The sequence below is a fragment of the Paenibacillus sp. Marseille-Q7038 genome (genome assembly GCF_965111595.1).
In genome coordinates, this window is record NZ_CBCOOM010000002.1 from 202,520 (window position 1) to 227,780 (window position 25,261).

Here is a 25,261-nt window from a genome sequence, read left to right on the forward strand (position 1 = left end):
GAATTGTCTTATATTCTCTGAAAAAGAACATTATTTTATAAGGGCATTCAACCCGTCCTCACACCACACCCTTGACAATAATGTCTAAGGTCCTTAGGACCCACAGCGTGACCGAGTGCCCACAGTGAAAAAGGTGCAGTAGACAATACCTTTGTTTCGACATATGTTTAGCTGTTAATTACAATGCCTAACATTCGTGCATTCACATGTTTCAGTTGTTCCTTAGCTTTCTTCAGATGATCTTTCCTTACTTTTCCTAAAGCGACGATCATTACAACACCATCGCATAATGTGCTAACGATAACACTATCGGATACTGAGAGCACAGAAGGTGTATCAAGGAGAATCACATCATATTGCAGTCTGAGTTGATCCAATAACTCTCGCATTACTTCTGAATCCATAAGCTCTGACGGATTCGCAGGTATCGGTCCCGAAGGAAGTAAGGATAAATGACCCACATTCGTTTCTTGAATTGAATCTAGCGTATTCGTTTCTCCTGTTAGGATTGTACTGAGACCTTTGAGGTTAGACTGGGAGAATACAAGGTGAAGCGAAGGCTTTCGCATATCTGCATCAATAAGAAGCACTCTTTTTCCTTCCTGTGCATAAGTAACCGCCAAATTGCTAATCGTTGTAGTTTTTCCTTCTCCTGCTTGAGTCGATGTAATCATAATAATTTTCAATTCCTGATCTCTAGAAGTAAAATGTATTTTTGTTGGAAGCAGACGATATACTTCCGATATAGGTGATTTAGGGTTCATAGATACAATTAAACTGTTATCGCTGATTGATCATCGCATACTGGCTCACGCCTGCTTTTGATTTCTTCTTTGCTTTCATTCTTGATGATTTCTTCATATCAGTCTTGCTTAGATTTCCTACAACAGCAAGTATAGGAGCTTCCAAAATCTCGGTGATATCAGCTTCTGTCTTCAGAGTATCGTCCAAATAATCTAGCAGAAATACAAATCCAACTGCTAACATCAGTGAAACAACAAAACTAATTAATATGTTCATGACAGGATTAAAATTGATTGGTGTAGGTGACGCTGTTGCATCTGCTTCACTCAAGATGGTGATGTTATCAACGTTCATAATGCGAGGAATTTGTTCTTTGAATACCGCTGAGACTACATTTACAATCTCAGCAGCTTTGGCGTAGGAAGTATCCTCATAAACTAGGTTCATAACTTGCGAGTTATTAGCAGATGTGACGGATATTTTTGCAGATAATTCCCATGCGCTCTCCCCCAAATTAGGATATTCTTCTACAACCTTATTCATAATGGCTGATGATTTGATAATCTCTTTGTAAGTATTAATAAGAACAATACTAGTCTGTATTGTGCTTGCATTGAGGGTTGCCCCTCCTTCGTCGGAAGACTGATTAACGATAAGCTTTGCATTTGCAGCATAAATTGGTGTTGTAAATAAGTAGCTTTTTATTCCTGATGCTGTGATTGCAATGATTACAATTGCCACTATCAACCACCACTTCTTTTGCAAAACTCTAAAATACTGTTTAAGTTCCATTCGTCTTGAACCCCCCGCTTATTCTAAAGCAATTTTTTTGCGCTTTATTTTCCGTGTATTTGAGTAACATTCTCAAATATGAATTCCTGACGATACATTGTGTATTAATCACATCCCATAATTTACGATACATTATGTATCGTGTCAAGGATACGTTGTGTTGCCAATCTAATTTTTTTTGCAATACATAAATGAGTTTTTATAATATCCATTACTTATTTCAGGTTTATTTTCTGGACTAAAATTAAATAAAAAATTAAAAAATGGATGGGTTTTTTGATTAATTGATCAAAAAACCCATCCACAGTCACAATTTACAAATCAATCTATTTATTCATTAGATTGATTTGTAAATTCCCATTTAAAACAGATAACTTATAACGACTGCCTGTAGCGGAATCAGTTAATATAAGTCCAGTGCACGACCCGCCGATTTCTAATGAATCTGTCATGTAGCTGTGCGTGTATGGAGAATACGAGCCAATATGATCCCATGTTACCATCACTCCGGCGATATATAGATCTCACCTGATTTTGGTAAAGCACCGATGCTAAATTCATGCAATAGACCTGTTTTGCTAGCCAAGTCCCTTCCCCGTAAATGTGTCCATCCTTCTGTCTTCCAGGTAAATGCGTCGTTGAAAATATGCTCAGCATTCTGAGCTGTAATACGTCCAATGGATCTATAAAAATTAGAATTATCATATTCTGTTTCAAATATAAAATATTGCATGGCTAAGTTTCGATTAGCATCTCCCTTATACGGCAAACTCTGCGCATTGAATTTTATTCTAATAACTGGTGAATCGACTCCATCGGGAGTTATTTTCAAAATCACAGGATTATTCCCTATAACCTGCTTCATCTCATTACTAATAGGCATTGGCAGTTGATCCACTGCGACAATACTGATAGTACCGTTTACTATAACCCAATTCGATAATACTTCTGGATTTCTAAGCAGATTTGGAGCCGAAACCGGCATTAGCGCCCTATGCTCTCTTTCCTGCATTCGTGATTGTAAGTCAGCGTTTCTATACAATGGAGTTATTTTTCTGCGAATCACCGTATATTCTGGTCCCAATCCGGTTAGATCCGATTCTTTGTCACCAGTTAAGGTGTCGATATAAGCCGTTCCCAATGCTCCCTGAGCCGTTGATTTTCTTAGTGTTCCAAGCTCATCAGAAAATATAGTAGGAGCAGTAATAGTTCCAAACCATGCTGCATACTGTTGTTTTTCACTGGCTTTTTTTAAATCATCTGGCAACGGATACTCCCAGCCAGATAAATTAGCTGAATACTTTGTAACTGACCAAGAAAATCCAAAACCAAATATTCTAAAATTGCTAGTTGAAGATTTCGGTAGCAATTTTATAGCTGCTTCTCCACATTGCTCAAATTGAGCACTCGTGTATATACCACTTAATCCACTAACATTTGGAGCGCTGTTGTAATCATTAATTCCACTATTAATACATTGATAAATGGCATATGGTGAGAATCCGAGATGTGTTCTGTGAATAAGGGCACTGAAGCCTCCCCGATGTCCTGCTGATAGGATTGTACCGAGCATAATCCCACAGAATGCTCCGGATATACCACCTCCTTGGTAGAAGTAATCTCCTGAATTAATACGGCAATATACACCAATCAAACCTCCCCAGCTACAATCATAAGAGGATACATGTCCATGAGTACTATTAAGAAGTTGTCCCACTTTCACTCCGGTAGTAGAGATATTCCTGAAAATCGGCGTTGCTCCTCCTGATATTTCGATTGCCGATGCCCCTGCTACAAACATGTCATATGAGCTTTGATCAAAAAAATCTTTATTAATCCAAGTGGAGAGATTTCTTGAGCTATATTGTGAATTACCTGAAACAGTGAAATCTTCAAACACAGCTTTTATTCCAGAGTTTTGAATTCTTATACATGGGAGCAAATCTGTTTTCGTGTCGAGGGGATCCCAGATAATCTTGGTACCCATTTGTCCACTATCTACAAAAGTTCCAATTCCATAGATCCCACGACTGTTATTTTCAATGGTTTGTCTTATTCGATAACTCCCTGCAGGTACAAACAACTTATAACGTTTATCACACATTAACATCGCCGCCTGAAATGCTGCAGTATCATCTGTCTTACCATCACCAATAGCGCCGAACCACTTCACATTAATACCATGACTCTTCATTTCCTCATCAAGAACTTCGAAATTGGCACTAACATCTTGTGGAAGCATCATATCTGTAGATGACCATTTATTCATTTTCATATATTTCGTTAGCCGTTTTGCCATGCTCATCTCCTCCTTCTAATATAGTAGTGATTCTATGTCATAAATGCTTGATGGAGATGCCTATCTTAATGAATCAATCTTTGCCCGATTATTGAATTAAAGTTAATTAGGTCTTGGAAACATATTTAGCTATACTGCATCAGCTAAATAGATACCTAATGTATCATGAATGAATATATAACAAAGTTACTCTCACTTAAGAATTATTTATGATCATTATATATACAGTTATATAGGTCTTTTTCGTAGCTACCGGCTCTATATTTCTTTAGGCACTCTATTTTTTTATCAATAGTGTTTTATTTTTCCTTCATAGAAGAAGCAAATCGTTTAAAGAAAACATAAAATATATAAACTGAGAAAACTGAGAATATTTATTTATTTTGGATATAGCCTTGAAAACTATTGATACAAATTGTATACATGATATAATGACTATAGAACTAATTCATGAACACCTCATCTAACTGCAATAGGTATATCGGAGGAAATAAAATGAGTGCAATTGCCGGTATTTATGGTTTTAATGGAGTACCCGTTTACATGGAGCACGGCCGTCTTGTAATGCAATCTTTAAGCAAATACCCGGCTAATCAAAGCGCGACTTGGAATAAGGATCACGTCATGTTGGGCTGTCACGCTCAGTGGATTACAGAGCAATCCACTCATGAAATCTTGCCTGCTTATGATCCTCTCCGTGGGCTTGCCATAACTGCAGATGCTATGATCGACAACCGGGAAGAATTGATGGAGCAGTTGCAAGTTGCTCGAAACCTCCGCCCCCATATGACAGATAGCGAAATTTTACTGCTGGCTTATGAACGTTGGTCTGAACAAATGACGGAAAGACTCGTCGGTGATTTTGCCTTCGTCATTTGGGATGAACGTAAACAGACACTTTTTGGAGCAAGAGATTTCTCCGGTGCGCGAACGCTTTATTATCACCGTAATGATGAGTTCTTCTCTTTCTGCACAGTTATTAAGCCTTTGTTATCCTTACCTTATGTACATAAAGAACTGAATGATCTATGGCTAGCTGAGTTTCTTACGATCAGCGGTGTTTTCGAACCGCCAGATGTATCTACTACGATTTATAAGCATATTGAGCAGCTACCGCCATCTCATACGATAACAATTAAGAAGGACCGAGTATCCATTACCCGGTACAATAGCCTTTCGAACGCAGTACCTTTGAAGCTTAGCTCATCGCAAGAATATGTGGAAGGATTTCAAGAAGTATTTAGTAAGGCCGTCACAGCCAGGATTGGGAGGACAAACCAGAATGTCGGTGCACATCTTAGCGGAGGATTAGACTCTGGCTCTGTTGTCAGCTTCGCTGCGAGAGCATTACAGAAGGATAACCGAATACTCCATACCTTCAGTTATGTGCCAGATGACGGGTTCAAAGACTGGACACCCAAGCATAGGCTAGCAAACGAAAGTCGTCACATACAACAGACCGTAAATTATGTAGGTAACATTGATGACAATTACTTAGATTTCAAAGGAAGAAACTCCATTTCAGAAATTGATGACTGGCTAGAGATCTTAGAATCTCCATATAAGTTCTTCGATAATACTTTTTGGTTAAGAGGAATTTATGAACAGGCACAGCAACGCGGAATCGGTATATTACTCACCGGTGCCCGTGGAAATTACAGCATTTCCTGGGGCCCAGCAATCGAATATTACACCAAACTTATGAAGAAGTTTGAATGGATTCGCTTATCTCGAGAGGTCAATCTATTTAGTAAGAATGTGGGAGTGGGACGCAAGCGTATCTATTCCATAGTTAGCCGTAAAGCATACCCAATTCTAGAGCGAATTAGACCACGCCTCTCAGCATATACCTATCCTCAGCTCATAAATTCTGAGTATGCCAGACTGAACGGAATCTATGATAAGCTTAGTGATCCTACATTTGTCGGTATAGGTTCAACAGCAGATCTTCCATCAGATCCAATGGAAGCGAGAAGGCAACATTTCGACCGTGTAAATATGTGGAGTACGACAGGAACAAGTAACAGTAAGCTCTCTCTCCATTATTCTGTATGGAGCCATGATCCTACCAATGATCTACGAGTGATTCGATATTGCCTGTCGACTCCAATAGAACAATTCGTTCACAATGGAGTGGATCGGGCACTTATAAGACGAGCTACAGAAGGAATGCTTCCTGATTCTATTCGGCTGAATCAACGTACTAGAGGGACTCAAGCAGCTGATTCAATCCATAGAATGTCTAATGACTGGCCTGATTTTATTGAGGAACTTGAACATTTGAGCCATGATCCTAGAATGCAACAATTCATCAACATGCCAGTCTTCCATAATGCGTTAACAGAAGCCCGTCATGGTCTTGAACCAAATCAGGCATACAATTCTACCATTAAGCTGTTAATGCGAAGCCTAATCTTGTATCGTTTTCTCCAAAAAAACTTTTGAAAGGAGGTGAAAAATACATATGAAAAAAGAATGGAACATTCCTACTTTGGAAGTGCTTGATATGAATATGACGATGGCTGGCCCTGGCGATGCAAGAGCAGACTCGTTTCAATCGGATCCAGATGAAAACGTTCACTACAGCTAAGCAGCTATTATATCCCACAAGACTCAGCCCTTATACGCCTACTGGGTATACGGGCTATCTTTTTTTATATTCGTATTTCGAGCAATGGAGTGAGGACAGTGACTCAAATCCTTAACAAAAACCTATATACGGCCTTCGGGTATTCCATACATAGCGATATTGCCTTGCCTGAGGTACAACAACTGGATTCCCCTAATCATAGTGTTGATATTGCCATTCGCTACGCTGACTTAACAGAACAATGGTCAAAGCTCTCAATCACATCGAAAACATCCGTATGTATGGAGAACATGGTAATGTTCAGGGTCCCTAATCTTGCTGTCTTCGCCATAGAAGACGGAACGACCATCTCTATTTCCCCTGATCATGGTGCGGATGAAGATAAAATTCGTTTGTATATACTTGGAACATGCATGGGTGCTATTTTAATGCAGCGAAAAATCCTTCCCTTACATGGCAGTGCTATTGTGATTAATGGCAAAGCTTACGCATTCGTTGGACATTCCGGACACGGTAAATCTACGCTTGCTTCGGCTCTTATCCAACAAGGATATCAACTATTAACAGATGATGTCATAGCAGTTACGCTGGAACATCAGAATATTCCTTATGTAACACCGGCCTACCCACAACAGAAACTATGGCAGGAAAGCTTAGATACTTTGGGCATGAATTCAAATCAATATCGCCCCCTATTCGAACGTGAAAACAAATACGCCGTTCCTGTGGAATCTCATTTCTCCTCCGATACCATCTCACTAGCCGGTATATTCGAACTCATTAAAACAGATTGCGCTCATCTCCAGATTCGAGCGATTCAGAAGTTAGAACGGTTACCGCTTCTATATCGTCATACATACCGTAAATCCCTTATACAAGACAGTGGGTTAACAAAATGGCATTTTGACACTACAGCCCGCTTAGCCGGCAATATTGATATATACGAAATTCAAAGACCAATACATAAGAATACCGTTGATCAACTAACTACGATGGTTTTAGATACCATTAGGAAATAAAAACCAATTATTCGTCATGCAACAACCGTTTTCTGGGTATCCACCGGATAACGGTTGTTACATTTTTTTGAGCGAATAGTTACATAGTATCCAGCAAACTATTATCTTTATAACTAACTCAATTCATGACCAGGACTTATGAATTGAGTCAAAACCAACCTGACTATATCATGGGGCGGTGTATCCGTAAAACCATTTATTTTTGTTCTATTAATTTTTTTTGATTTACTAGAATATAGCTAACTTTTCAATTCGTCGCATTCTAGTTTATTATAAAAAATCAATTTTAACATATAACCAATTATTTGAAGGCGGTCAATGTTTTTGATACAATATGTATCAGTCTAACTTTGTATTGATTTAAGATTATTTAATATATTTTAGTTTTGTAGAGGAGATGCAGGAAGAATGAATAAGCCTAGAATCAGTGTTGCTGTTCCAACACACAAGAGAGCGGATTATTTAAAAGATTGTTTAACATCAATTTTTAATCAAACACTTTTGCCAGTAGAAGTTGTAATAAGTGAAGATGGTAGTGATGTTGATACTAAAAAAGTAATTGACCAGTTTATATGTACATATCCCGACATCATAGTTAAACACATAGTAAATGAAATACCACTAGGACAATTAGCAAATCGACAACAAGCTTTTAGATTAACAACTGGAGAATATGTTGCCATGTTGGATGATGACGATATATGGCACAACGATTTCTTGAATTCAACTTATAGTGCACTGTCAAAACATGAGGAGAGTTCATTTTGTTCTTCAAATCATTATTTTATGGATGACAATAAGAACTTTTTAGAGGAAAAATCATTAATGTTTGCTGACTATTGCGGACGTTCTAACATGGACTCAGGTGAATATAATGATGTATTTATGAGAACTCTCACAAATAGGGCATGTATATTTACTATTCATGTTACTTTATTCAAGAGAAAAATTTTAGAAGAGGTCGGATTCTTTAGAAATTATGGTGGTATGGTTCCTGATTACACCTTAATGCTATCTTTAGGAGCTCTAAACCATAAAGCATATTTTCTAACAAATTATTTAGGATATTGTCGTATACACGAGGGTCAACAAACAGCAAAGAGACTAGAAAACACAATTAGTAAAGTAGAAGCTATTCACTGGCTCTACAATGACTATAAGAACCTTTTATCTAAAAGTCAGATCAAGAAACTCAGAAAAAAATATATTGAAGTTGTACTCGAATGTTCTATTGCTTATGCTCATCATAAAAGAAGGAAAGACTCCTTGACGAATATGTTAAATATATATGAATTAGGCTTTGGGGGAATTTCTCTCTATAGAGCGTTGGTCCTTATCGTGCTTCTTGGAGGAGTCAGTAAAAGGGCACTCTAAATTATGGTTCAAAAAGTAGACTCCTATTAACGACAGCCCGCTTAGCCGGCAATATTGATATATACGAAATTAAAAGACCAATACATACGAATACCGTTGCTCAACTAACTACGATGGTTTTGTATACAATCGGGAAATAAAAACAATCATTGGTCATATACCTGTTAAAAACAAAATAAGTTTTAAGCAGTAACCGTTTCCTGGGTATTAACCGGTGAACGGTTGTTACTTTTTTCTTAGCGAATAGTTACATAGTATCCAACACATTATAATCTTAATAACTAATCCAATTCATGAGGAGGATCAATCAATTGAGTCCAAACCAACCTGATAAAAACCTGATCAACGAAGTAAACGATTTGAAATCAACACCTGTAAACAGCCTGGATGCTCAGCAACAACAGCAGGCCCGTAATGATCGCCGGAAACAAGCGCAACATGATGACAACGGTAAGAATAAGGAAAGTTATCACTAGTTCAGAACCTATGAGTGAATACAAACAAAAGGACAAAGCAACCGCTTGGTTCTTTTGTTTACTAAGCATCAAAATTGATTCTTAGTCGTCTTTTAGAGTCGCTGATCTCCCAATAGTTAGACGCTAATTAGAACTAATTTATAATTTCTTTGCAAATTCATTTAGCCGTTCTGACATCCGATCAACTTCTTCTATAAAATCGGATACCTGGCGGGACGATGTTGCCTGTCGTTCAACAATTACCGTCATTTGTTCAATGGATGCCTGCATTTCATTAATTGCCTCTTCAAATGTTTTCAGAGTAGTTTGAATCACATTCGTAGAGTTAAGCGACTCCTTGGATAATTTCCGTATCTCACTCGCTACCACACCGAATCCTCTTCCTAGATCTCCTGCATGAGCTGCTTCAATTGCTGCGTTAATTCCTAATAAATTCGTTTGATCTGCTACTCTTTTGACAATCGTTACAACTTTATCCGTTTCTTTCACCTGTTCTACCGTCTGATGGGCAAATGTTAGCAACTGCTGAGCAGAATCCGCTAATTTGGATGAATCTTCTGCGACTTCTGAGATTTGTTTGTTGGCTTGTGTTAATGAGAGCGAAATTTGATCCGCTATGGCTATTAACTCACTTTGTTTACGTAACTGAATGGCTATACCGCCAATGACATGGCCACTTGAATTATGGAGCGGTGTAGCCGTCCCTATAAATTCAAAACCATAAAATGAGGCAGGTACCTGAGCTTTTAGTGCGATATTATCTCGAATTGCCTGCGTTAACGGTTCTTCGTGGTGCAAAGGTTGGCCGACATGGATCTCCAAATTAATATCTTCTCCAGGCCAATAGGCAATAAATTTCTCTGTATCACAAATAGCAATCGATAGTTCAGCAGGAACTGCTGCCTTTAAGATGGGAATCATGGTAATCAGACTGTCCAAGGATTCAATGGTGTTCATTCTATAATTCTCCTTCATGCGTAGCTATGTATTAAAACTTTAGTTCGATCTAAGTTAAATTACTAATCATTTGATTTTACCACCATTGGTTAATTCTGTGAATGAGTATAGAAACAATAACAAAGACCACCTCTACTGAAGTGACCCCTTAAAGTTAGACACGGTTATTTCATTAGGCAACTTTTTCAAAATGAGTTCGGTATTGCACTGGACTCATTTTGAATTTTGCCTTGATCCGTTTCATATTATAGTAATTGATATATTTTTCTAATTCTGATTTAAAATGTTCTATACTTTCAAATTCCTTTAAATAGAGGAACTCTGACTTCATAATGCCAAAGAAGTTCTCCATTACAGAGTTGTCGTAACAGTTTCCTTTACGTGACATACTTTGAATAATTCTTCTTGATTCAAGGGCATGACGATATTGCTTCATTTGATAGTGCCATCCCTGATCTGAATGTATCAATAGTTTATGTTTTTTCGGGAGACGTTCTAAAGCCTTTTCTAACATCTCTGAAACAAGTGAATACGTTGGTCTAGAGCCGATTGTATAGGTAATAACTTCTCCGTTAAACAAGTCTAACACAGTTGATAAATAGAGCTTCTCACCAAATAATTTAAATTCTGTAATATCCGTAACCCACTTTTCATTCGGAGCTTCTGCCGTAAAGTTACGGTTTAGAATATTTGGCGCAATTTTGCCCACCGTTCCTTTGTACGATTTATATTTTTTCATGCGAACTACGCTTTTTAAGCCTAATTCTTTCATGATACAGCGCACTTTCTTATGGTTCACCTTTTGCTCACGATTGGCTAGTTCATCTCGAATGCGACGATAGCCATATCGACCTTCATGTTCCTCGTAAATCGCTTTGATTTCAGCCTTCAAGTCAGCATCTGGATCTGGACGATCTAGCTTCTTCACTACATCGTAATATGTGCTTCGTGGAATAGCGACAAATGCCACAAGCGCCTTCACCGAGTATTTATGCCTTAATTCATAGATGACCTTTACTTTGTCTTCCTTGGTGATTTTTTCTTGTTTTGAACTAAGGCATTTAACTTTTTTAAATACTCATTTTCCATTCGTAAACGTTCCACTTCTGCCTGTAAGGCCTCTACGGACCCTTCTACTAACGTTTGATTCTTTCGTTTGATCGATTCTTTTTTCACGGATGGACGCCCCTTTTTCTTTGGTCTTAGGGCGTCCATTCCATGTGATTTTAAGCTCTCTTGCCAGCTTAAAATGGTGCTATGACTTGCAATATTAAATATTGCGGCCGTTTCTCTAGCAGACGTCCCGAATTCGTTCATATAATTAAGTACGTCTAGTTTATCCTGTATGGAATACGGTGTATAGCGCTTTTTAAAAACTTCTTCACCATGGTGCTCATATTGCTTAATCCAATTTAATAAGACAGAATGATGGATTCCTATCGATTTCGCAATCGATTTTATTCCTTCCGATCCATTTTGATAACGCATAACTGCTTGTAATTTTTTATCTGAACTAAACTTAGCCATATAAAAACTGCACCTCCAATGTTAGTTAATGTCTAACATTTGGGGTGCAGTTCATACGTAGTGGTCTTCTTAAATTTTAGTATCCTTCTCGTATTCGTTGTTTTCGCATCCACTGAGTCGCTACCCATTTTTCACCGCGGATAACTGGCTTTCCACTATGCAGAGTTAATTCGTTTAACTCCTGGTTGTTATAGAAATATTCGAAGTAAATCGCAGAACCTTTCACTGGTTTCAAGGTAATACCTAACCTCGGAAGGGTTGTTTCTCCACCTTCTTCTACCTCATTTAAATATATAATTAAGGTACTAATTCGATTGTTATGACTAGAAGGACTACTGGCCCCAAAATAATCATAATGTTCTTTAAACTCTTGCCCCGGTTCATAATGTAATACTTGCAGTCCTTCCGCATGGGACATGGGTACATGCATTAGATTTGATATGCGATTTTCAATTTCCGTTATTAAAGGGCTTTCATTTTCTTTAAAAAACATACCACTGCTAGTCCGAATCTGACTCTCCTCTTTATTCACCAGTTTGGATTTTTTAAGACGTAATGCAAGAGAATCAATAAACATCTGACATTCCTCTTCACTTAATACATCATCAAATTTCATTACTAAAGGTTCTTCATGTAAAACGGTGGCAGTAATCATGTGATTATCAATAGAATAGACGGATTGAATGGGTAAGATCGAAACTTCCTTTGTCATAATATAAATCAACCTCTCTATAATCACTTATGATGACTAAACAAGAACCTAAACTAAAAACCTCAAAAATAAGAATGGATTGAATCACTACCATTAATTACAAATATACTATAAAAACAGTTCAAGTATAGAATATACTCAATACATATTTTTTAGACTATGTTAAACAAATTAAAAAGACCCTTTATCCTAGAATGGAAAAAAGGTCAAAAATATCGTCTCTATAATAAAAAGAACCTACACCATAAGAGAAATCAAGGAGAGATGATAGTACATCGAACATTACCGGAATAAGAATTCCAAAATTACAAACAGTATAGAACTATAATCATAATAATTGCAATAACTTCTGCCTATAATAACCCCTTTTCAAACCTCTTTGTTACAGAATTAAATGTATCTCTTATAAGAGCGTTCGAAGTAGTCAGCGATTCAATTCATTTTACATTAATATTTCACTAGAATACTATATTACATCCAAAATCAACAATTCCTTATGTAAACTGCCCTTGGACCAATTCTTTTGCCCAATTCTCTACTTCTTTATTGCCTTCTACTATAAACTCTTGCCCTCTACCTACCGAGTTCAATATGCAATGGTTATTTCCACTTTCCCAGACTCTTTTCCCCGACTTACTAAATATATTTTCATGGTAACTCATCTTTGTGCCCGTGCTAGGATGAAAAGAGTTAGGTAATTTCCATACTGATCGTTTCCGTTGTCCGTCTTTGGTTAGTACCAGTGAATCCGAGTAATTAAACGTTCCACTTCCATGAAGAGCATTATTAAATGACAAAGTAGGGGCAGCTATATAGGCTGTATTCATATCCCTATCACGACATTTGTAATGAGGATGAGATAACTTCCAACTGTCATAATGCCCTGCTTTATCAATAAGCTCTATCTCTCCAACCTGCATGTAACCCCATATGATATGCCTATCTGTCCCATTAACGTACCTATAACCAGATGCATCCCTAACAACGTCCTTGAACCAACCAAAAAACAGAAACAAATCCCCTACCTGCACGTTCTTTCTAGCTAAATGCGACTGTGCCGCGCTAGATTGACCAAATACTCCTCTCCATTCAGGATGGTTCCTTTCAATTACTGTAGCATTGATATCGGGATCGAGATGTACAAATGTGCCATTACTGTATTTCTTAATTCCAAGCTGTTCCATCAGACCAAGATAAGTATGGTTCTGGTCAACTCTTAAATCAGAATATCTTACACTTGTATTCACTTTTTCATCTTCAGGTATAGGAAATGAGATTAACCTTCTTGAGTCAATGAGATGCGGGCTTGGATATTTCCCAGCGGATGAGTCAAAACCTTTCCTGCTCAGAATAACTTTCATCGATTGTTCACTCCTATAAATTGATAACCTTGTATTCACCATTGCCAAGAGCTTCATAATCATTATAGGTAACCACATGATGGCGCTTGGCATTATTACAACATTTGGATGTGATATGCGTCCTCATCGTCGATTCTGCATATACAGAATTATTTAACTTCATATGCTCAATTGCTTCCTTAATTGTAAACCTATTATCTCCCTTAGACTTAACAATCGCTCTTTTTATTATCAGCAACTCATCTCTGCAACTACTCAACCTATATAGAATATATAAAAGAAATCAATTACCAATTCCAACAAGAAGTCTACACGCCGCTTCGAGAGTTTATTGAGGAATTCATCATGAAATACACGAGTGGGAAAATCACAATAGTCCATTGGGTAGTTTTGAAAAAGATAAAATTCATATAAATTTAAGTTTACCCTCGGGAGCAAGAGGAACGCTTAAGTTTGAAGTGTTATTTGATAGAGATTTTGAAAAGATAGCTGAGGATCGGTTCCTTGAATCAAAAAGAAAAGTAATTCAAAGACCAAAATTAAGAAATCGGCTGCCTTAGGTTGTTGTGATAGATCGGGCTTATGTATGTTTGTATCGTTAGACAGTAATTCTACTATCATATGACCACAAGTAAGGTAATAAACATAGATACAGCGAACTTCTTGACCTGGAGTTTTTTCAAAAATCGTTAGCTGTGACTATCCACTAAATCAAGCGCTACAGGGGTACTTTAATTTAGTAAAAAGAGCAATCAGATCTAAACTGATTGCTCTTACTTTATATAATTACTTATGTTTACTCTTGAATGGACGTGACAACACCATCATCTAAGTATATATATTTGTAATCGTCATAAACCCATTGCTCACTCACACCATAGGCATTTGTGGTTTTATTAATATCTTTCGGGGACCCCCAGTTAGAAGATCTTACCTCACTAGCGGTCATTCCTATTCGTGGTGGTTGTTTTTCTTCAGGGATAAAAGTATGGTCACTCACCTTACTGTATTCTTCCGCTTCCCAGTTGTAATTATCATCATATTCCTCATATAAATGATTTTTTGTAAGAGAGTACGTTGTTCCATAACTATCCTTCACTGTATAAGCATATTCAACTTCTATCTCACTAGTATAGGTTTTAGTCTTAGGTGAATTTGGAAAATAAACTATAGTAACATTTATCCCTGAAAAGATCAATTGACTAGATCCATATTCAGATTCCCACGTTCCATTAAATTGTTTTAACACAGCCATATTACTTAAATAGGTTTCTGTATCTTTATAATCTTCTTTATTAGCAAGGAACAATGCCTCAGCATCATCAAAATTGCCACTCTCGTATTTTGCTATTCCCCCTAAATACCTGGTTTCGGCTAGTAGGGTATTAGTATCTTCATAACCCTTTATACCTTCAAAATAAGAAATTGCTTCCGGATAGTTTTTCTGATCAGCTAGCTCTTTTCCATAGAGATATCTCGATTTAATACTAAGCTGCTTACTATCTTTAAAACTTATACTAGCGTTAAAAAAGTTTATAGCTTTCAGATACTCTTTTGACCGTAAGCATTGCTTGCCCCTAAGATAGTCTATTTCAAGCCTTACTGTATTACTGTCTTTATATGTATAATGTAATGTATCAATTACTTCTCTTGCCTGATTATAATCCTTACTTTCAATTAATTGTTTCGTATATAAGTACTTACTTTCCACTACCAATTCTTTAGAATTATTGTAATCCTCGAACTCTATAAATGCGGAAATTGCTTTCCCATACTTTTTTTCTGCCATCAAAGATTTAGCGTGCTTATATTTCATATAAGGTAAACCATAAAAACAACCAATTGCTAATACCGAAATAACTATTATCGAAGTGGCCAGCTTAATAATCTTTTTCTTAACAGTTCGCTTCCTGTTATCTTTATAATCTAGTGCCTCGTTGCTATGATTACTCATTTCAACACTTTCATTTATTGATGTACCTGCATAATTAATTTCCACATCATCAGTCGCTGCTATATTTACTTCTTGGTCTTTTATAAGATCAACTTTTACTTTCTCCAAAGACTCAACTTTTTCTCCACAGTTATGACAATAGTGGCTCCCCTGAACCATTTCATTCCCGCAATTGTTGCAAACCAATGTAGTGTCCCACCTTCAAGAGTATTCGCATAACCTCATAATTTTAATATAATTAAACCTAAATTCCTACTGCTTTTTACCTATTTTCACTCCTTTCTTCCATACATTGATCTAAGTTCTATATTGCTTGCTTATAACTATTAAGTTATAAGGTTATATCGCTTCTTGGCAGATCGAAAGATCGTCGGCAAAGTGACCGTTTCCTTGAATGATCTGAAGAGCGCTTTTCACGATTAGGATTTTAAAAGGGGGATACCCATGATTACAACAGTATCAATCCAAATGAATTACAGCTTGGTCTGTGGGGCGATTTCGGTCCGGAGGCAGGATGACAACGAGAATGAATAAATCTATTTTGATATATTAAAGAAATATCCTATCCAAATTAGTTGGGGGTCAGCCTGATTTTCATGTTTACATTTACGTAAACATGCTCACGAAAGCAACCAGTGAGTTAATCTCACTAGTTGCTTTGACTTCTCTATAGACCATTATCCCTCTAATTCTGGTCTTGATTTTGATTTTTGAAATTTGTCATCATTCTTCGGTTACTTTGACTTTATCAGATTATTAGCTTCGCTTGCCTTTAAACACTTCATTAAAACAATTTATTACTCCTATTTTTTCAAAGCCTGGCTCATCGCTGTTACAATCTTTTTTATGCGTCTTATCAAATCGATGTGTGTAAATCTTATTAGTCGTCCCGAGATCAGAATGACCCATCGCCTCAGAAATGACCTTCAAATCGACACCCTCCTCATAGAGAATACTTGCAAAGGTATGTCTCAGATCATGAAGTCTGATCTTCGGCAGGTTATTCTTCTCCAAAAACTTTTTAAACTGCTCAGTTACAGATTTCACCCGGTTAGGCTTTCCATTATCATGAACGTATACATAACCGCTATCTATATACTCATCTCCAAGCATGAGTTTTAATTCCTCTTGCTTGCTTTTTGCCTTCAACAGGAGACCTCCAACAGTTCATCCGTTATAAAGAGCACTCTCCTGCTTTTATCCGTCTTTGGAGTCTTCACAACCTCCTGACTCCCGACACTTGTACGAACCTCAAAATCAACATATTTCCAACGCAACCCTACGATTTCCTCACGTCTTAACCCTAAGTAACCTGCTAAATAAATCGGCAGTTCCAGTTTCGTATTTTCAAATTTTCAAGTAAAATATTTAACTGTTCCTTGTTATAGGATTGTCCTGTAAAACGTTCCTTTTTGGGTAACGTAACGGTGTTGTAGCGCCCAATGGACTACGGAATTCCCCGAAAATATAGAGAGTAAAAAGTTTGGGCTACATTTGGACTACAATTCAACCATAAGAAATGCAAAAACCCGCTCAATGAGCGGGTTTTTTAAAATGGAGGCGAGGGGAGTCGAACCCCTGTCCGAAGATAACGCCACATAGGCTTCTACGGGTGTAGTAACAGATTTAATGTCACCCTAGAGACTCCCCGTTACCGGATTCCCTTCAGGTCAGCCTGGTTGTCTTCTTCAGCTAGCCGCAGGCGGAGACTAGACAGCGTATCCCACTAAAGTTGAGCCCTTATCCCGGTACATGGGCGATACAGAGTAAGAGCACGCTCACAGGTTATTAAGCTGCGAAAGCGTAGTTGTTTTGTTGTTTGCCGTTTAATAGGCTTTAGCGTTGATGAAGCGGACGCGTCCCCACTACCCGCTACCCATGCTCGAACTATCCCCGTCGAATCCATAAACGCCCCCTTAATAAAAAGGGCTTCTTGGATAGATCGGATCATGATCCTGAGCAAAAAGTAGATCTATTCCGCATCCTTTTCCTCCATGGTAAAAGGATGATCAGAAGCAGTAAAAACTTGTCTTCACGAGATCGTATGTTCCTCTCTCGTACGAAACTTAGTATATCACAAAAATATATATAATGCGACAGATGGCAGCCTACATCTTGCAGGTAAACAAGGAGACCGTTACCATATGAAGCTTCATACCCTAAACCTTACATCTTAACGAGCAATCTTCTGCTTCTCGCGCAGTGCACGCTGAATATCACGTTGTGCATCCCGCTTCGCAGCAGTATCTCGCTTATCATATTGCTTCTTACCTTTACCAAGTCCAAGAAGCAGCTTCGCGTACCCATTCTTAATATAAATCTTGAGTGGTACAATCGAGTATCCATCCTGCTTGGATAATCCAAGGAGTTTATGGATCTGCGATTTATGCATCAGCAGCTTACGCGTTCTTGTCGGGTCATCCGGATTGTTACGGTTCCCTTGCTCAAATGGACTAATGTGCATGTTGTGAATATGAATCTCACCATTACGAATCGTCGCAAAGGCATCTCCAATATTCGCACGACCATTCCGCAAAGATTTAATCTCCGTACCGGTCAACACCATCCCTGCTTCATACGTATCCTCGATAAAGTAGTCATGGGAAGCTTTTTTATTCTGCGCAAGCACTTTACTGTCCGTATTCTTCGCCATGTTCTCACCTCTTCTCAGGATCATTTATTCACTGGACGGTATTGCTAGCTAACTCCATTCCGGTCTTTATTGTAACAAATATACAGACCCAAAATCAAGGTAACAAACCTCTATATGCATTGTACCCCAAACAAGCTTTTTTGAAGCATTAGGAATTATTAATATTACCTCTACATTAGACTTCATTCCTCCCCCTGTAAATCCTCATAAAAATAAACCAAGGCCCGCAGAGAATTTATCCTGCCGGCCCATCTTTCCTCTTCCAGTCGCTCCTACATGTTACGCCTATCTCACAGCGAAATACTCTTTCAGCCGTATTTCTTCTTGCTGACGAGAAGAAGCATATGTTCCAAGGATGATCTCCAGCGAATGTCTTCCCTCTTCTCCGGTTATCACCGGCTCTCTTTGCTCACGCACGGCATAACAGAGATCTCGGATCTGCTCCCTATGTCCATCAGGAATCACTTGAAATGGCGGAAATTCAGGAAGCTGAACCTGCTGCCCTTCAATCTCCAGCTGTACAATATCTTCTTCTTCGATGATCAGCGAACCTTTCTCACCGTAGATTTCTATTCGCATTCCTTTGCCTTTGAAAGCAGTTGTAGTAATCTCCAGCACACCCATTGCTCCACTCTCATACTCAAGCATGGTGATGGCCGTATCCTCTACCTCGATGTTTCTGAGTACATTCCTGGCTTTTCCCTGTAATGAGACGACACTCCCAGCAAGCCACTGCAGCATATCGACCGTATGAATTCCCTGATTCATCATGGCTCCCCCGCCATCCATCTCCCAGGTTCCACGCCAGCCGGCACTGTCATAATAATCCTGACTGCGATAAATTTTGACGTAAGCAGAACATAAGCTCAGCTTGCCCAGAGCACCCTCTTCAATGAGCTGCTTGGCATATTGTGCTTGGGGAGACATCCTTCTTGGAAAAATAGTAGCCAGCTTGACACCCGCCTCATGGCAAGCCTTAATCATCCGGTCCATTCCTTTTATTTCAATGGCCATCGGCTTCTCGCAAAGTACATGCTTCCCTGCCTTAGCGGCACGAATCACTTGCTCGACATGCAGCCCGCTAGGGGTACAGATACATACTGCTTCAATATCCGTCCGTGCAAGCAACTGATCGAGATCGCTGTATGCAGCCGCCCCGTATTGTGCTGAGAACCTAGCTGCCTGATCGGGCTTGCTATCACATACGGCGATCAGCTCAGCTTCTGGTATTTTGACCATCTCCACTGCATGAACTTCTGCGATAATCCCGCAACCGACAATTCCATACCTTAGCGGTTCCACCTTAGATCCCATTTTTATTTTCCCCCTGCCCCATTCATTATGCTCTCACCTTTAGCTAGATCTGGGTTTCAAGATTTATGACTGTGAGATTGGTCTTACGAACTCCACGCGTTTTGCCTGCTCATCGGCAAGCAACGTTGCTTTGGTCGATTCAAGTAAATCTTGGTGGGTGAAATCATGTGATTCTCCTCGGACACGTCTCAAAAAATCCTCTGTAACCGATGCTATGGGTGCTCTTAGTGGAACTTCCACAAGTCCTTGTTCATGCGTCATCATAAGCAGCAGCTCTTCCTCAGCCGAAACAGCAGGGTCACCCGCAAGCCGAATCTCCGCACTTCCTTTTGTCCCCGTTACAAAAATACGGCCATCTCCCCATGTCCAGCATTTCTCGGGTGCATGCCAGTCAGCATACAGCTGTGCTATAATTCCTTGATCCATTTCTACTTGTACTGCTGCCGTATCATAGAACTCGGGGTACTCCGGCAACATCTGTTTCCCCATTCTGCCGCTCACTTCGCTTACTTCCTGCCCTGTAAGCCATCTGAGGAGATCAAAATCATGTATGAGCAAGTCAACAATAATCCCGCCGGACTGTTCCTTGCTAAAATGCCAATCGGGCCTGGTATCAGGTCGTAATCGATGTGGTTTTCGCATCGTAATACTAATCAATTGTCCTAGTTCATCCTTACGAATGAGATCATACAGCGTATATACAGCCGGCCGGTATCGCTCCGTTAACAGCATGCCGATCTGAATCTTTCCCCTGCGAATGATCTGTTCCAGCTGATCCAGTCCTGCCTGGTCTACCACAGCAGGCTTATCCAGCATCAGATGTTTTCCGTACCGCTCACAGGCAGCAGCGATCTGAATCTTCTCGTTATTAATAGCAGAACTGCCGATATACTGTACCTTTTCATTTGCCAGCAGTTCTTCCATACGATTCGCAAAAGGAAGCTGGTACTGCTCGGCTATCTTCCTTGCCAGCGTTTGATCGCCTTCATCATATATCCCAGCACACTCGTGCCCGAGTGCCTGCATTTCCTCTATAAAGATAGAAATATGGGGATGCTGACAACCCGCTATAGCAAAAGCAACGTAATCACCCTTTCCATCCGTTTCTGTTCGTTTGCTACGAAACGTCATGGGACCATTACCTCCTTCTACTTGCATCTGCATGGGGCCACCATCAGCTGACTCCAGTTATTCAAGTGAACTGCTTCTCTTCCCCTCTTTCAAAGCTTCAAGCTGACTTTCGATCTCAGCTAGATCGTAAGCAAGCCGCTCTTTCGGTGGAAAAGGAGCTGCGCACTCCAGTGTGATCCAGCCGGTATACCCGCTCTCCAGAACAGCAGCTAACATAGGCCGGTGATCTACGGCCCCTTCCCCTAGCCTGCACTGCATAAATGCCTCTATGCCATGCCGAGTCCGATTGCTAAAAGATCCTTCTGCTCCTTCTATCGCAATTCGTTTCTCATCTTTTATATGGATGTGACTCAGATGACTTCCAAGTTTATGCACCGAAGTTTCTCCATAGTCCACGCCCGAAATATACATATTGCCTGCATCATGGATAAAACCAAGCCCTGATCCTCCTGTTAGCTCTAACAGCCGCAGCGCACTGTCTGCATCTTCCACTAAGGTCTGATTGTGAATCTCAAGTAGCAGCAGAATTCCGGACTCTTCGGCTTCTGCGATACATTTCTGTAGATAGTGAGCCGCTCTCTCATAATGCTGATCCTCTGCCAAGAACGAATTAGGCCCTCCCGGAAAAACCCGAATGTAAGGAACGGATAATACCTTGGCAATCTGAAGCAACTTCCGAAATTCCTTCAGTGCAGCTTCACATTCTTCATCATTTAAAGTAGAGAAGTGACCCGTGTATCCTGCTAGTGCCGGAATGCAAAGTCCAAGCCTCGCTGCATAATCGCCTAACTCTCTCACCTCTTCCAGGGGTGTATCCAGCCCAAGGTGAGGAGAGCGGCAAGCAATTTCCATCCCATCGAATCCAAGCCCAGCCGTAATTTCCATTGCTTCTCGCAGAGGGTAATCTATCAGTGATCCACTAAAAGCAGCCAGGGGTATCTTCTTTGTAAACTCAAGCCCACTACTCATCAGCACGCTCACTCCTCTTCTTCCTTAGTGTGAAGCGACATATGATTTCAAGCCTTCTTCTTAGTCTGACTGGGATAACCCTGCCCTTACTTAATTCCTGACGCAGAATGATTTTGCACAAAATATTTCTCAGCAAACAAGAAGACAAGCAGGATCGGAAGCAAACTCATCAGTGCCGCAGCAACCATCAATTGCTCATTCCCTACCCATTGTCCTTTCAGCCCCAAGATCCCAATCGGAAGGGTAAACTTCTCACTGGAACTCAGGTAAATGGAAGGAGCCAAAATCTCATTCCACTTACTCATAAACGTAAAGATTGCGAGGGTAGCAAGCGAAGGTAAGCTCATCGGCATGTAGATACGCCAGTAAATCCGCAGCGGGTTGCACCCTTCCATTTTGGCTGATTCCTCATACTCCCCCGGGATCGCGAGAAACGCCTGCCGCATTAAGAAGATGCCAAACGGCTGAGCAAGCCATTCAATGACCCACAGCGGGGTTAGTGTATCTAGCATGTTCATGGAGTTGAAGATCATAAAGTGCGGGATAATAATAACCACAGGCGGAATCATCATCGTACCGAGTACAAATAGAAAGAGTATATTTTTCATCGGAAACCGAAGTCTCGCGAACGCATAACCGACTAAAGAGCAGGATAACAGCGTCCCAATCACCGAGAGTATGGATACAATAAAGCTGTTCATCGTTTGGGTTCCGAAATCCCCCAGCTTCAGCACTTCAGCATAGTTTGACCACTGGAAGATGTCCGGGAACCAGGTAGGCGGAACGGCTGTATATTCTTTATAGGTCTTTAGAGAATTGAGTACAGCCTTGGCAAATGGGACAAGCATAACGAGCGAACTGATCATAATAGCCAGATATGCAGCTGCTTTACGCAGGTTTTTACCGGGCATCCGTATCCACTTCCTTTCTTACAGAAAAACAGGGCAAGCCGCCGTCAATTGTAGTGCACCCACCGGTTCTGCATTTTCATCTGTACGAGCGTGAGGCTGAACAAGATCATAAACAGCACCCAAGCAATCGCCGAGGCATAACCCATATGCATGAAGGAGAATCCTTCTCTATACAAATACAACATGAGCACAAGACTCGCATTTCGAGGACCGCCTGCGGAAGAGATATCCCCGGCCCCTGTCATGACGTAGACTTGTTCGAATGCCTGAAACGTAGAGATTGTACTTAGGATGATGACAAGAAACGTGGTAGGCGATATAAGCGGTACCGTAATGGCACGGAATTTACGAAAAGCACCTGCTCCATCCATTTCTGCCGCTTGGTACAGCTCGCCGGGAACACTTTGGAGCCCTGCCAGAAATAGAATCATGATGTACCCGATTCCTTTCCATACGGCAATGATAACGAGCAAGGGAATCACCCATTTTTCGCTGTTCAGCCACTGCTGCGGATCAAGACCCCATTTTATGAGAAGCGAGTTCGCAATCCCAAAACGGGGATTAAAGATCGAATCAGCCACATAAAGAATAACCGTCCAGGAAGAGATCACCGGAATAAAGTGAGCCATTCGGAACAATTTCAGCCCCTTCAGCTTCTGATTCAGCATCACAGCAAGAATGAGCGCAAGCACCGTCTGGATCGGCACGAAAAGGATAGCAAAGTAAAGGGTGTTCCACAGGGATTTCCAGAATAAAGGTTCCTGAAATAACTGCTGATAATTCCCCAGTCCAATCCACTTCGGTGGAGTTAACATGTCATACTTGGTGAAGCTGAAATAGAGGGAGACAGCCAGCGGTCCTGCCACGAAGACGAGAAAATGAATCAGATAGGGGGACACCATGAGGAGTCCCCACCTGCCTTCTGATCGCAATAACCTGCTTCGTCCCGCCGCCTGAAACCTCCGCTTTTTTTTCTGTACTTCTTGAGGAGTTTCACTTGGGATCATGGGCGGCTCTCCTTTGTCTACATATTACTGATAAAAACCATCCAGCACTTTCTGTATATCTTCATTCGCTTTTTTCAGTGTTTCTTCTACAGGTGTATCGCCAAGGAAAGCACGCTCTGCATTTTCGTTAAACTTCGATACCCATTCTTCCCATACCGCATTCGTATCGAGGGTACCGGCAAACTCAAAGCTATCAAGGAAAGCCTGACGGTTCGCAGGGTTTGCTCCTGAGGTAAGGAATACGTCGGAATTTGCTACCGACTTTTTCACCGGAACGGCTTCGCCAAGTGCTGCCCACTCTTTTTGCACTTCATCTTCCGTTGCCCAGAATTTCATCCATTCCCAAGCCGCTTGTGCCTTAGCTTCATCTGCCTTTGCACTGATCACCCATGAATTTGCAATAACGGGAGAAAAACGCTTGCCATCTGGACCTGTCGGCAGTAACGCTACATCATAATTAAGTCCTGCTTCATTGGCTGCCTGAACACGGGCATAAATTCCGATCCGCATCGCCGCAGAGCCGCTTGGGAATACCGCCATAGAGCTTTGGAAACTTTTCAGATCAACCGGATCCGTAAAGATTCCTCTGTTCATACCGTCTACGATCCAGTCCATTGCCTGTTTATTTTCGGAGGAATCTACGATGGATTTTGTATTTGTCTCATCCAGAATGCCTCCGCCATACGATTTCAGTACAGAGAACCAACCTTCGGTAATGCTAAAAAAGGTTAAACCGAACTGACTTACGTTGTTTGCATCAAAACTTGCATCTACAGCTGACTTTCCACTTGCATCGACCGTTAGTTTTTCCGCCGCTTTCTTCAAATCTTCCCAAGTCCAGCTATCCTCCGGATAACTCACTTCTGCTTTATCAAAAAGATCTTTGTTGTAATACAGCACACCAATCTGAATTCCTTGGGGAATTCCCCAGTAGTGGCCTTCGGCATCTTTATTGAACTCTAAGCCGTAATAATCATCTGTATTCAGATCCTTGTTGATCCACTCCGTCACATCTTTCAGCGTTCCACGCTCTGCATACTTCATGACAAGTGCTCCATCTGATAACCACACATCCGGGGCTTTACCCGCCGCAATCTGGGTATCGAGTTTTTGATAGAACTGGCCATACGGTGCACTTTGCGTTTTTACAGTAATGTTAGGATGCTTATCCGTAAATGTAGTGATGAGTTCTTTCATCTTGGCGTCGCTTTTCCCATCTGAATAATAACCAAGGGTAATCTCGGTTTGCTCCTGCGCTGGTGTATCTGTGCCTGGCTTAGGTTCTGTTACTCCCCCCGGTGAATCTGCAGTACCACTCCCGCCCTTGCTGCAACCTGCTGCGAATACTGTCAGCACAAGCAGCATACATACGAGTACAGACATGCCTTTACGCTTGACCATGAAACCGCCCCCCGTTATATTAGATCCATCTCACACCTTATATTGTAAATATTGTAAGACTAAGTGGAAT

General features: G+C 40.3%; 22 protein-coding genes and 1 other RNA gene. 5 read left to right on the plus strand and 18 right to left on the minus strand.

From position 1 onward, the window contains the following. Positions 1 to 167: 167 nt before the first annotated feature. The 3 genes from ACWPWY_RS18105 to ACWPWY_RS18115 all read right to left on the minus strand — a co-directional run bounded on the left by ACWPWY_RS18105 (position 168) and on the right by ACWPWY_RS18115 (position 3,835). Positions 168 to 764, minus strand: coding sequence for a CpsD/CapB family tyrosine-protein kinase (locus tag ACWPWY_RS18105; protein WP_454193080.1), 597 nt, complete (start codon positions 762 to 764; stop codon positions 168 to 170). Between the two features lie 16 nt (positions 765 to 780). Continuing rightward, on the minus strand, positions 781 to 1,536 hold the full coding sequence (locus ACWPWY_RS18110; RefSeq protein WP_454193081.1) for a YveK family protein: 756 nt from the start codon (positions 1,534 to 1,536) through the stop codon (positions 781 to 783). 502 nt (positions 1,537 to 2,038) lie between these two features. After that, on the minus strand, positions 2,039 to 3,835 hold the full coding sequence (locus ACWPWY_RS18115; protein ID WP_454193082.1) for a glycosyl hydrolase family 28-related protein: 1,797 nt from the start codon (positions 3,833 to 3,835) through the stop codon (positions 2,039 to 2,041). Between the two features lie 495 nt (positions 3,836 to 4,330). Here ACWPWY_RS18115 and ACWPWY_RS18120 point away from each other — a divergent pair, with 495 nt between their 5' ends. The 5 genes from ACWPWY_RS18120 (at position 4,331) to ACWPWY_RS18140 (ending at position 9,294) form a co-directional block, all read left to right on the plus strand. After that, complete coding sequence (locus tag ACWPWY_RS18120) at positions 4,331 to 6,280, plus strand: asparagine synthase-related protein (RefSeq protein ID WP_454193083.1); 1,950 nt, start codon at positions 4,331 to 4,333, stop codon at positions 6,278 to 6,280. Positions 6,281 to 6,299: 19 nt separating this feature from the next. After that, positions 6,300 to 6,425 (plus strand): paeninodin family lasso peptide, encoded by a 126-nt coding sequence (locus tag ACWPWY_RS18125; RefSeq protein ID WP_454193084.1) that lies wholly within the window; start codon positions 6,300 to 6,302, stop codon positions 6,423 to 6,425. A gap of 98 nt (positions 6,426 to 6,523) precedes the next feature. Beyond that, the gene (locus ACWPWY_RS18130; protein ID WP_454193085.1) at positions 6,524 to 7,444 is read left to right on the plus strand and encodes an aldolase; all 921 of its coding nucleotides are present in this window, start codon (positions 6,524 to 6,526) and stop codon (positions 7,442 to 7,444) included. Positions 7,445 to 7,852: 408 nt separating this feature from the next. Further along, positions 7,853 to 8,818: a glycosyltransferase family 2 protein gene (locus tag ACWPWY_RS18135; RefSeq protein WP_454193086.1), complete on the plus strand. Its 966-nt coding sequence runs from the start codon at positions 7,853 to 7,855 to the stop codon at positions 8,816 to 8,818. Between the two features lie 311 nt (positions 8,819 to 9,129). Further along, positions 9,130 to 9,294 carry a hypothetical protein gene (locus ACWPWY_RS18140; RefSeq protein WP_454193087.1) on the plus strand — a complete coding sequence of 55 codons (165 nt, stop codon included), beginning with the start codon at positions 9,130 to 9,132 and terminating at the stop codon, positions 9,292 to 9,294. 138 nt (positions 9,295 to 9,432) lie between these two features. On the opposite strand, the gene ACWPWY_RS18145 is transcribed toward ACWPWY_RS18140, so the two are convergent. The 15 genes from ACWPWY_RS18145 to ACWPWY_RS18215 all read right to left on the minus strand — a co-directional run bounded on the left by ACWPWY_RS18145 (position 9,433) and on the right by ACWPWY_RS18215 (position 25,191). Beyond that, entirely contained in the window at positions 9,433 to 10,251 is an 819-nt protein-coding gene (locus ACWPWY_RS18145) for a methyl-accepting chemotaxis protein (protein WP_454193088.1), read from the minus strand. Between the two features lie 172 nt (positions 10,252 to 10,423). Next, positions 10,424 to 11,778 (minus strand): IS3 family transposase gene (locus tag ACWPWY_RS18150; RefSeq protein WP_454193089.1). Its coding sequence is split into 2 segments (ribosomal slippage): positions 10,424 to 11,325 and positions 11,325 to 11,778, totalling 1,356 coding nucleotides; the frame shifts between segments, so codons are not numbered across the junction. A gap of 76 nt (positions 11,779 to 11,854) precedes the next feature. Continuing rightward, positions 11,855 to 12,490, minus strand: a complete 636-nt coding sequence (locus ACWPWY_RS18155) for a 2OG-Fe(II) oxygenase (RefSeq protein ID WP_454193090.1) — start codon at positions 12,488 to 12,490, stop codon at positions 11,855 to 11,857. 494 nt (positions 12,491 to 12,984) lie between these two features. Then, positions 12,985 to 13,851, minus strand: a complete 867-nt coding sequence (locus ACWPWY_RS18160) for an Nmad3 family putative nucleotide modification protein (protein WP_454193091.1) — start codon at positions 13,849 to 13,851, stop codon at positions 12,985 to 12,987. 13 nt (positions 13,852 to 13,864) lie between these two features. Beyond that, the gene (locus tag ACWPWY_RS18165) at positions 13,865 to 14,110 is read right to left on the minus strand and encodes a DUF7669 domain-containing protein (RefSeq protein WP_454193092.1); all 246 of its coding nucleotides are present in this window, start codon (positions 14,108 to 14,110) and stop codon (positions 13,865 to 13,867) included. A gap of 537 nt (positions 14,111 to 14,647) precedes the next feature. Beyond that, a complete protein-coding gene (locus ACWPWY_RS18170) occupies positions 14,648 to 15,991 on the minus strand; it encodes a hypothetical protein (protein WP_454193093.1) in 1,344 nt (447 codons plus the stop codon). 570 nt (positions 15,992 to 16,561) lie between these two features. After that, on the minus strand, positions 16,562 to 16,954 hold the full coding sequence (locus tag ACWPWY_RS18175) for a site-specific integrase (protein WP_454193094.1): 393 nt from the start codon (positions 16,952 to 16,954) through the stop codon (positions 16,562 to 16,564). A gap of 403 nt (positions 16,955 to 17,357) precedes the next feature. Then, positions 17,358 to 17,721: a transfer-messenger RNA gene (ssrA, locus tag ACWPWY_RS18180) on the minus strand. 257 nt (positions 17,722 to 17,978) lie between these two features. Continuing rightward, positions 17,979 to 18,458: an SsrA-binding protein SmpB gene (smpB, locus tag ACWPWY_RS18185; RefSeq protein ID WP_160036738.1), complete on the minus strand. Its 480-nt coding sequence runs from the start codon at positions 18,456 to 18,458 to the stop codon at positions 17,979 to 17,981. A gap of 285 nt (positions 18,459 to 18,743) precedes the next feature. Continuing rightward, the gene (locus tag ACWPWY_RS18190) at positions 18,744 to 19,772 is read right to left on the minus strand and encodes a Gfo/Idh/MocA family protein (RefSeq protein WP_454193095.1); all 1,029 of its coding nucleotides are present in this window, start codon (positions 19,770 to 19,772) and stop codon (positions 18,744 to 18,746) included. 63 nt (positions 19,773 to 19,835) lie between these two features. Then, positions 19,836 to 20,903 (minus strand): Gfo/Idh/MocA family protein, encoded by a 1,068-nt coding sequence (locus ACWPWY_RS18195; protein WP_454193096.1) that lies wholly within the window; start codon positions 20,901 to 20,903, stop codon positions 19,836 to 19,838. A 57-nt stretch (positions 20,904 to 20,960) separates the two neighbouring features. Then, entirely contained in the window at positions 20,961 to 21,872 is a 912-nt protein-coding gene (locus ACWPWY_RS18200) for a sugar phosphate isomerase/epimerase family protein (RefSeq protein WP_454193891.1), read from the minus strand. An 86-nt stretch (positions 21,873 to 21,958) separates the two neighbouring features. Further along, a complete protein-coding gene (locus tag ACWPWY_RS18205; RefSeq protein WP_454193097.1) occupies positions 21,959 to 22,783 on the minus strand; it encodes a carbohydrate ABC transporter permease in 825 nt (274 codons plus the stop codon). Between the two features lie 44 nt (positions 22,784 to 22,827). Continuing rightward, positions 22,828 to 23,790: a carbohydrate ABC transporter permease gene (locus ACWPWY_RS18210; protein WP_454193098.1), complete on the minus strand. Its 963-nt coding sequence runs from the start codon at positions 23,788 to 23,790 to the stop codon at positions 22,828 to 22,830. A gap of 24 nt (positions 23,791 to 23,814) precedes the next feature. Beyond that, positions 23,815 to 25,191 (minus strand): ABC transporter substrate-binding protein, encoded by a 1,377-nt coding sequence (locus tag ACWPWY_RS18215; RefSeq protein WP_454193099.1) that lies wholly within the window; start codon positions 25,189 to 25,191, stop codon positions 23,815 to 23,817. Positions 25,192 to 25,261 lie beyond the last annotated feature (70 nt).

What these genes read in the sequence shown, in the direction of transcription:
- ACWPWY_RS18205 (WP_454193097.1), bottom strand. Translation starts at nt 22,783, where the DNA reads ATGCCCGGTAAAAACCTGCGTAAAGCAGCTGCATATCTGGCTATTATG.
- ACWPWY_RS18125 (WP_454193084.1), top strand. Translation starts at nt 6,300, where the DNA reads ATGAAAAAAGAATGGAACATTCCTACTTTGGAAGTGCTTGATATGAAT.
- ACWPWY_RS18145 (WP_454193088.1), bottom strand. Translation starts at nt 10,251, where the DNA reads ATGAACACCATTGAATCCTTGGACAGTCTGATTACCATGATTCCCATC.
- ACWPWY_RS18135 (WP_454193086.1), top strand. Translation starts at nt 7,853, where the DNA reads ATGAATAAGCCTAGAATCAGTGTTGCTGTTCCAACACACAAGAGAGCG.
- ACWPWY_RS18200 (WP_454193891.1), bottom strand. Translation starts at nt 21,872, where the DNA reads ATGAGTAGTGGGCTTGAGTTTACAAAGAAGATACCCCTGGCTGCTTTT.
- ACWPWY_RS18210 (WP_454193098.1), bottom strand. Translation starts at nt 23,790, where the DNA reads ATGATCCCAAGTGAAACTCCTCAAGAAGTACAGAAAAAAAAGCGGAGG.
- ACWPWY_RS18155 (WP_454193090.1), bottom strand. Translation starts at nt 12,490, where the DNA reads ATGACAAAGGAAGTTTCGATCTTACCCATTCAATCCGTCTATTCTATT.
- smpB (WP_160036738.1), bottom strand. Translation starts at nt 18,458, where the DNA reads ATGGCGAAGAATACGGACAGTAAAGTGCTTGCGCAGAATAAAAAAGCT.
- ACWPWY_RS18110 (WP_454193081.1), bottom strand. Translation starts at nt 1,536, where the DNA reads ATGGAACTTAAACAGTATTTTAGAGTTTTGCAAAAGAAGTGGTGGTTG.
- ACWPWY_RS18215 (WP_454193099.1), bottom strand. Translation starts at nt 25,191, where the DNA reads ATGGTCAAGCGTAAAGGCATGTCTGTACTCGTATGTATGCTGCTTGTG.
- ACWPWY_RS18115 (WP_454193082.1), bottom strand. Translation starts at nt 3,835, where the DNA reads ATGGCAAAACGGCTAACGAAATATATGAAAATGAATAAATGGTCATCT.
- ACWPWY_RS18120 (WP_454193083.1), top strand. Translation starts at nt 4,331, where the DNA reads ATGAGTGCAATTGCCGGTATTTATGGTTTTAATGGAGTACCCGTTTAC.
- ACWPWY_RS18190 (WP_454193095.1), bottom strand. Translation starts at nt 19,772, where the DNA reads ATGGGATCTAAGGTGGAACCGCTAAGGTATGGAATTGTCGGTTGCGGG.
- ACWPWY_RS18195 (WP_454193096.1), bottom strand. Translation starts at nt 20,903, where the DNA reads ATGACGTTTCGTAGCAAACGAACAGAAACGGATGGAAAGGGTGATTAC.
- ACWPWY_RS18105 (WP_454193080.1), bottom strand. Translation starts at nt 764, where the DNA reads ATGAACCCTAAATCACCTATATCGGAAGTATATCGTCTGCTTCCAACA.
- ACWPWY_RS18160 (WP_454193091.1), bottom strand. Translation starts at nt 13,851, where the DNA reads ATGAAAGTTATTCTGAGCAGGAAAGGTTTTGACTCATCCGCTGGGAAA.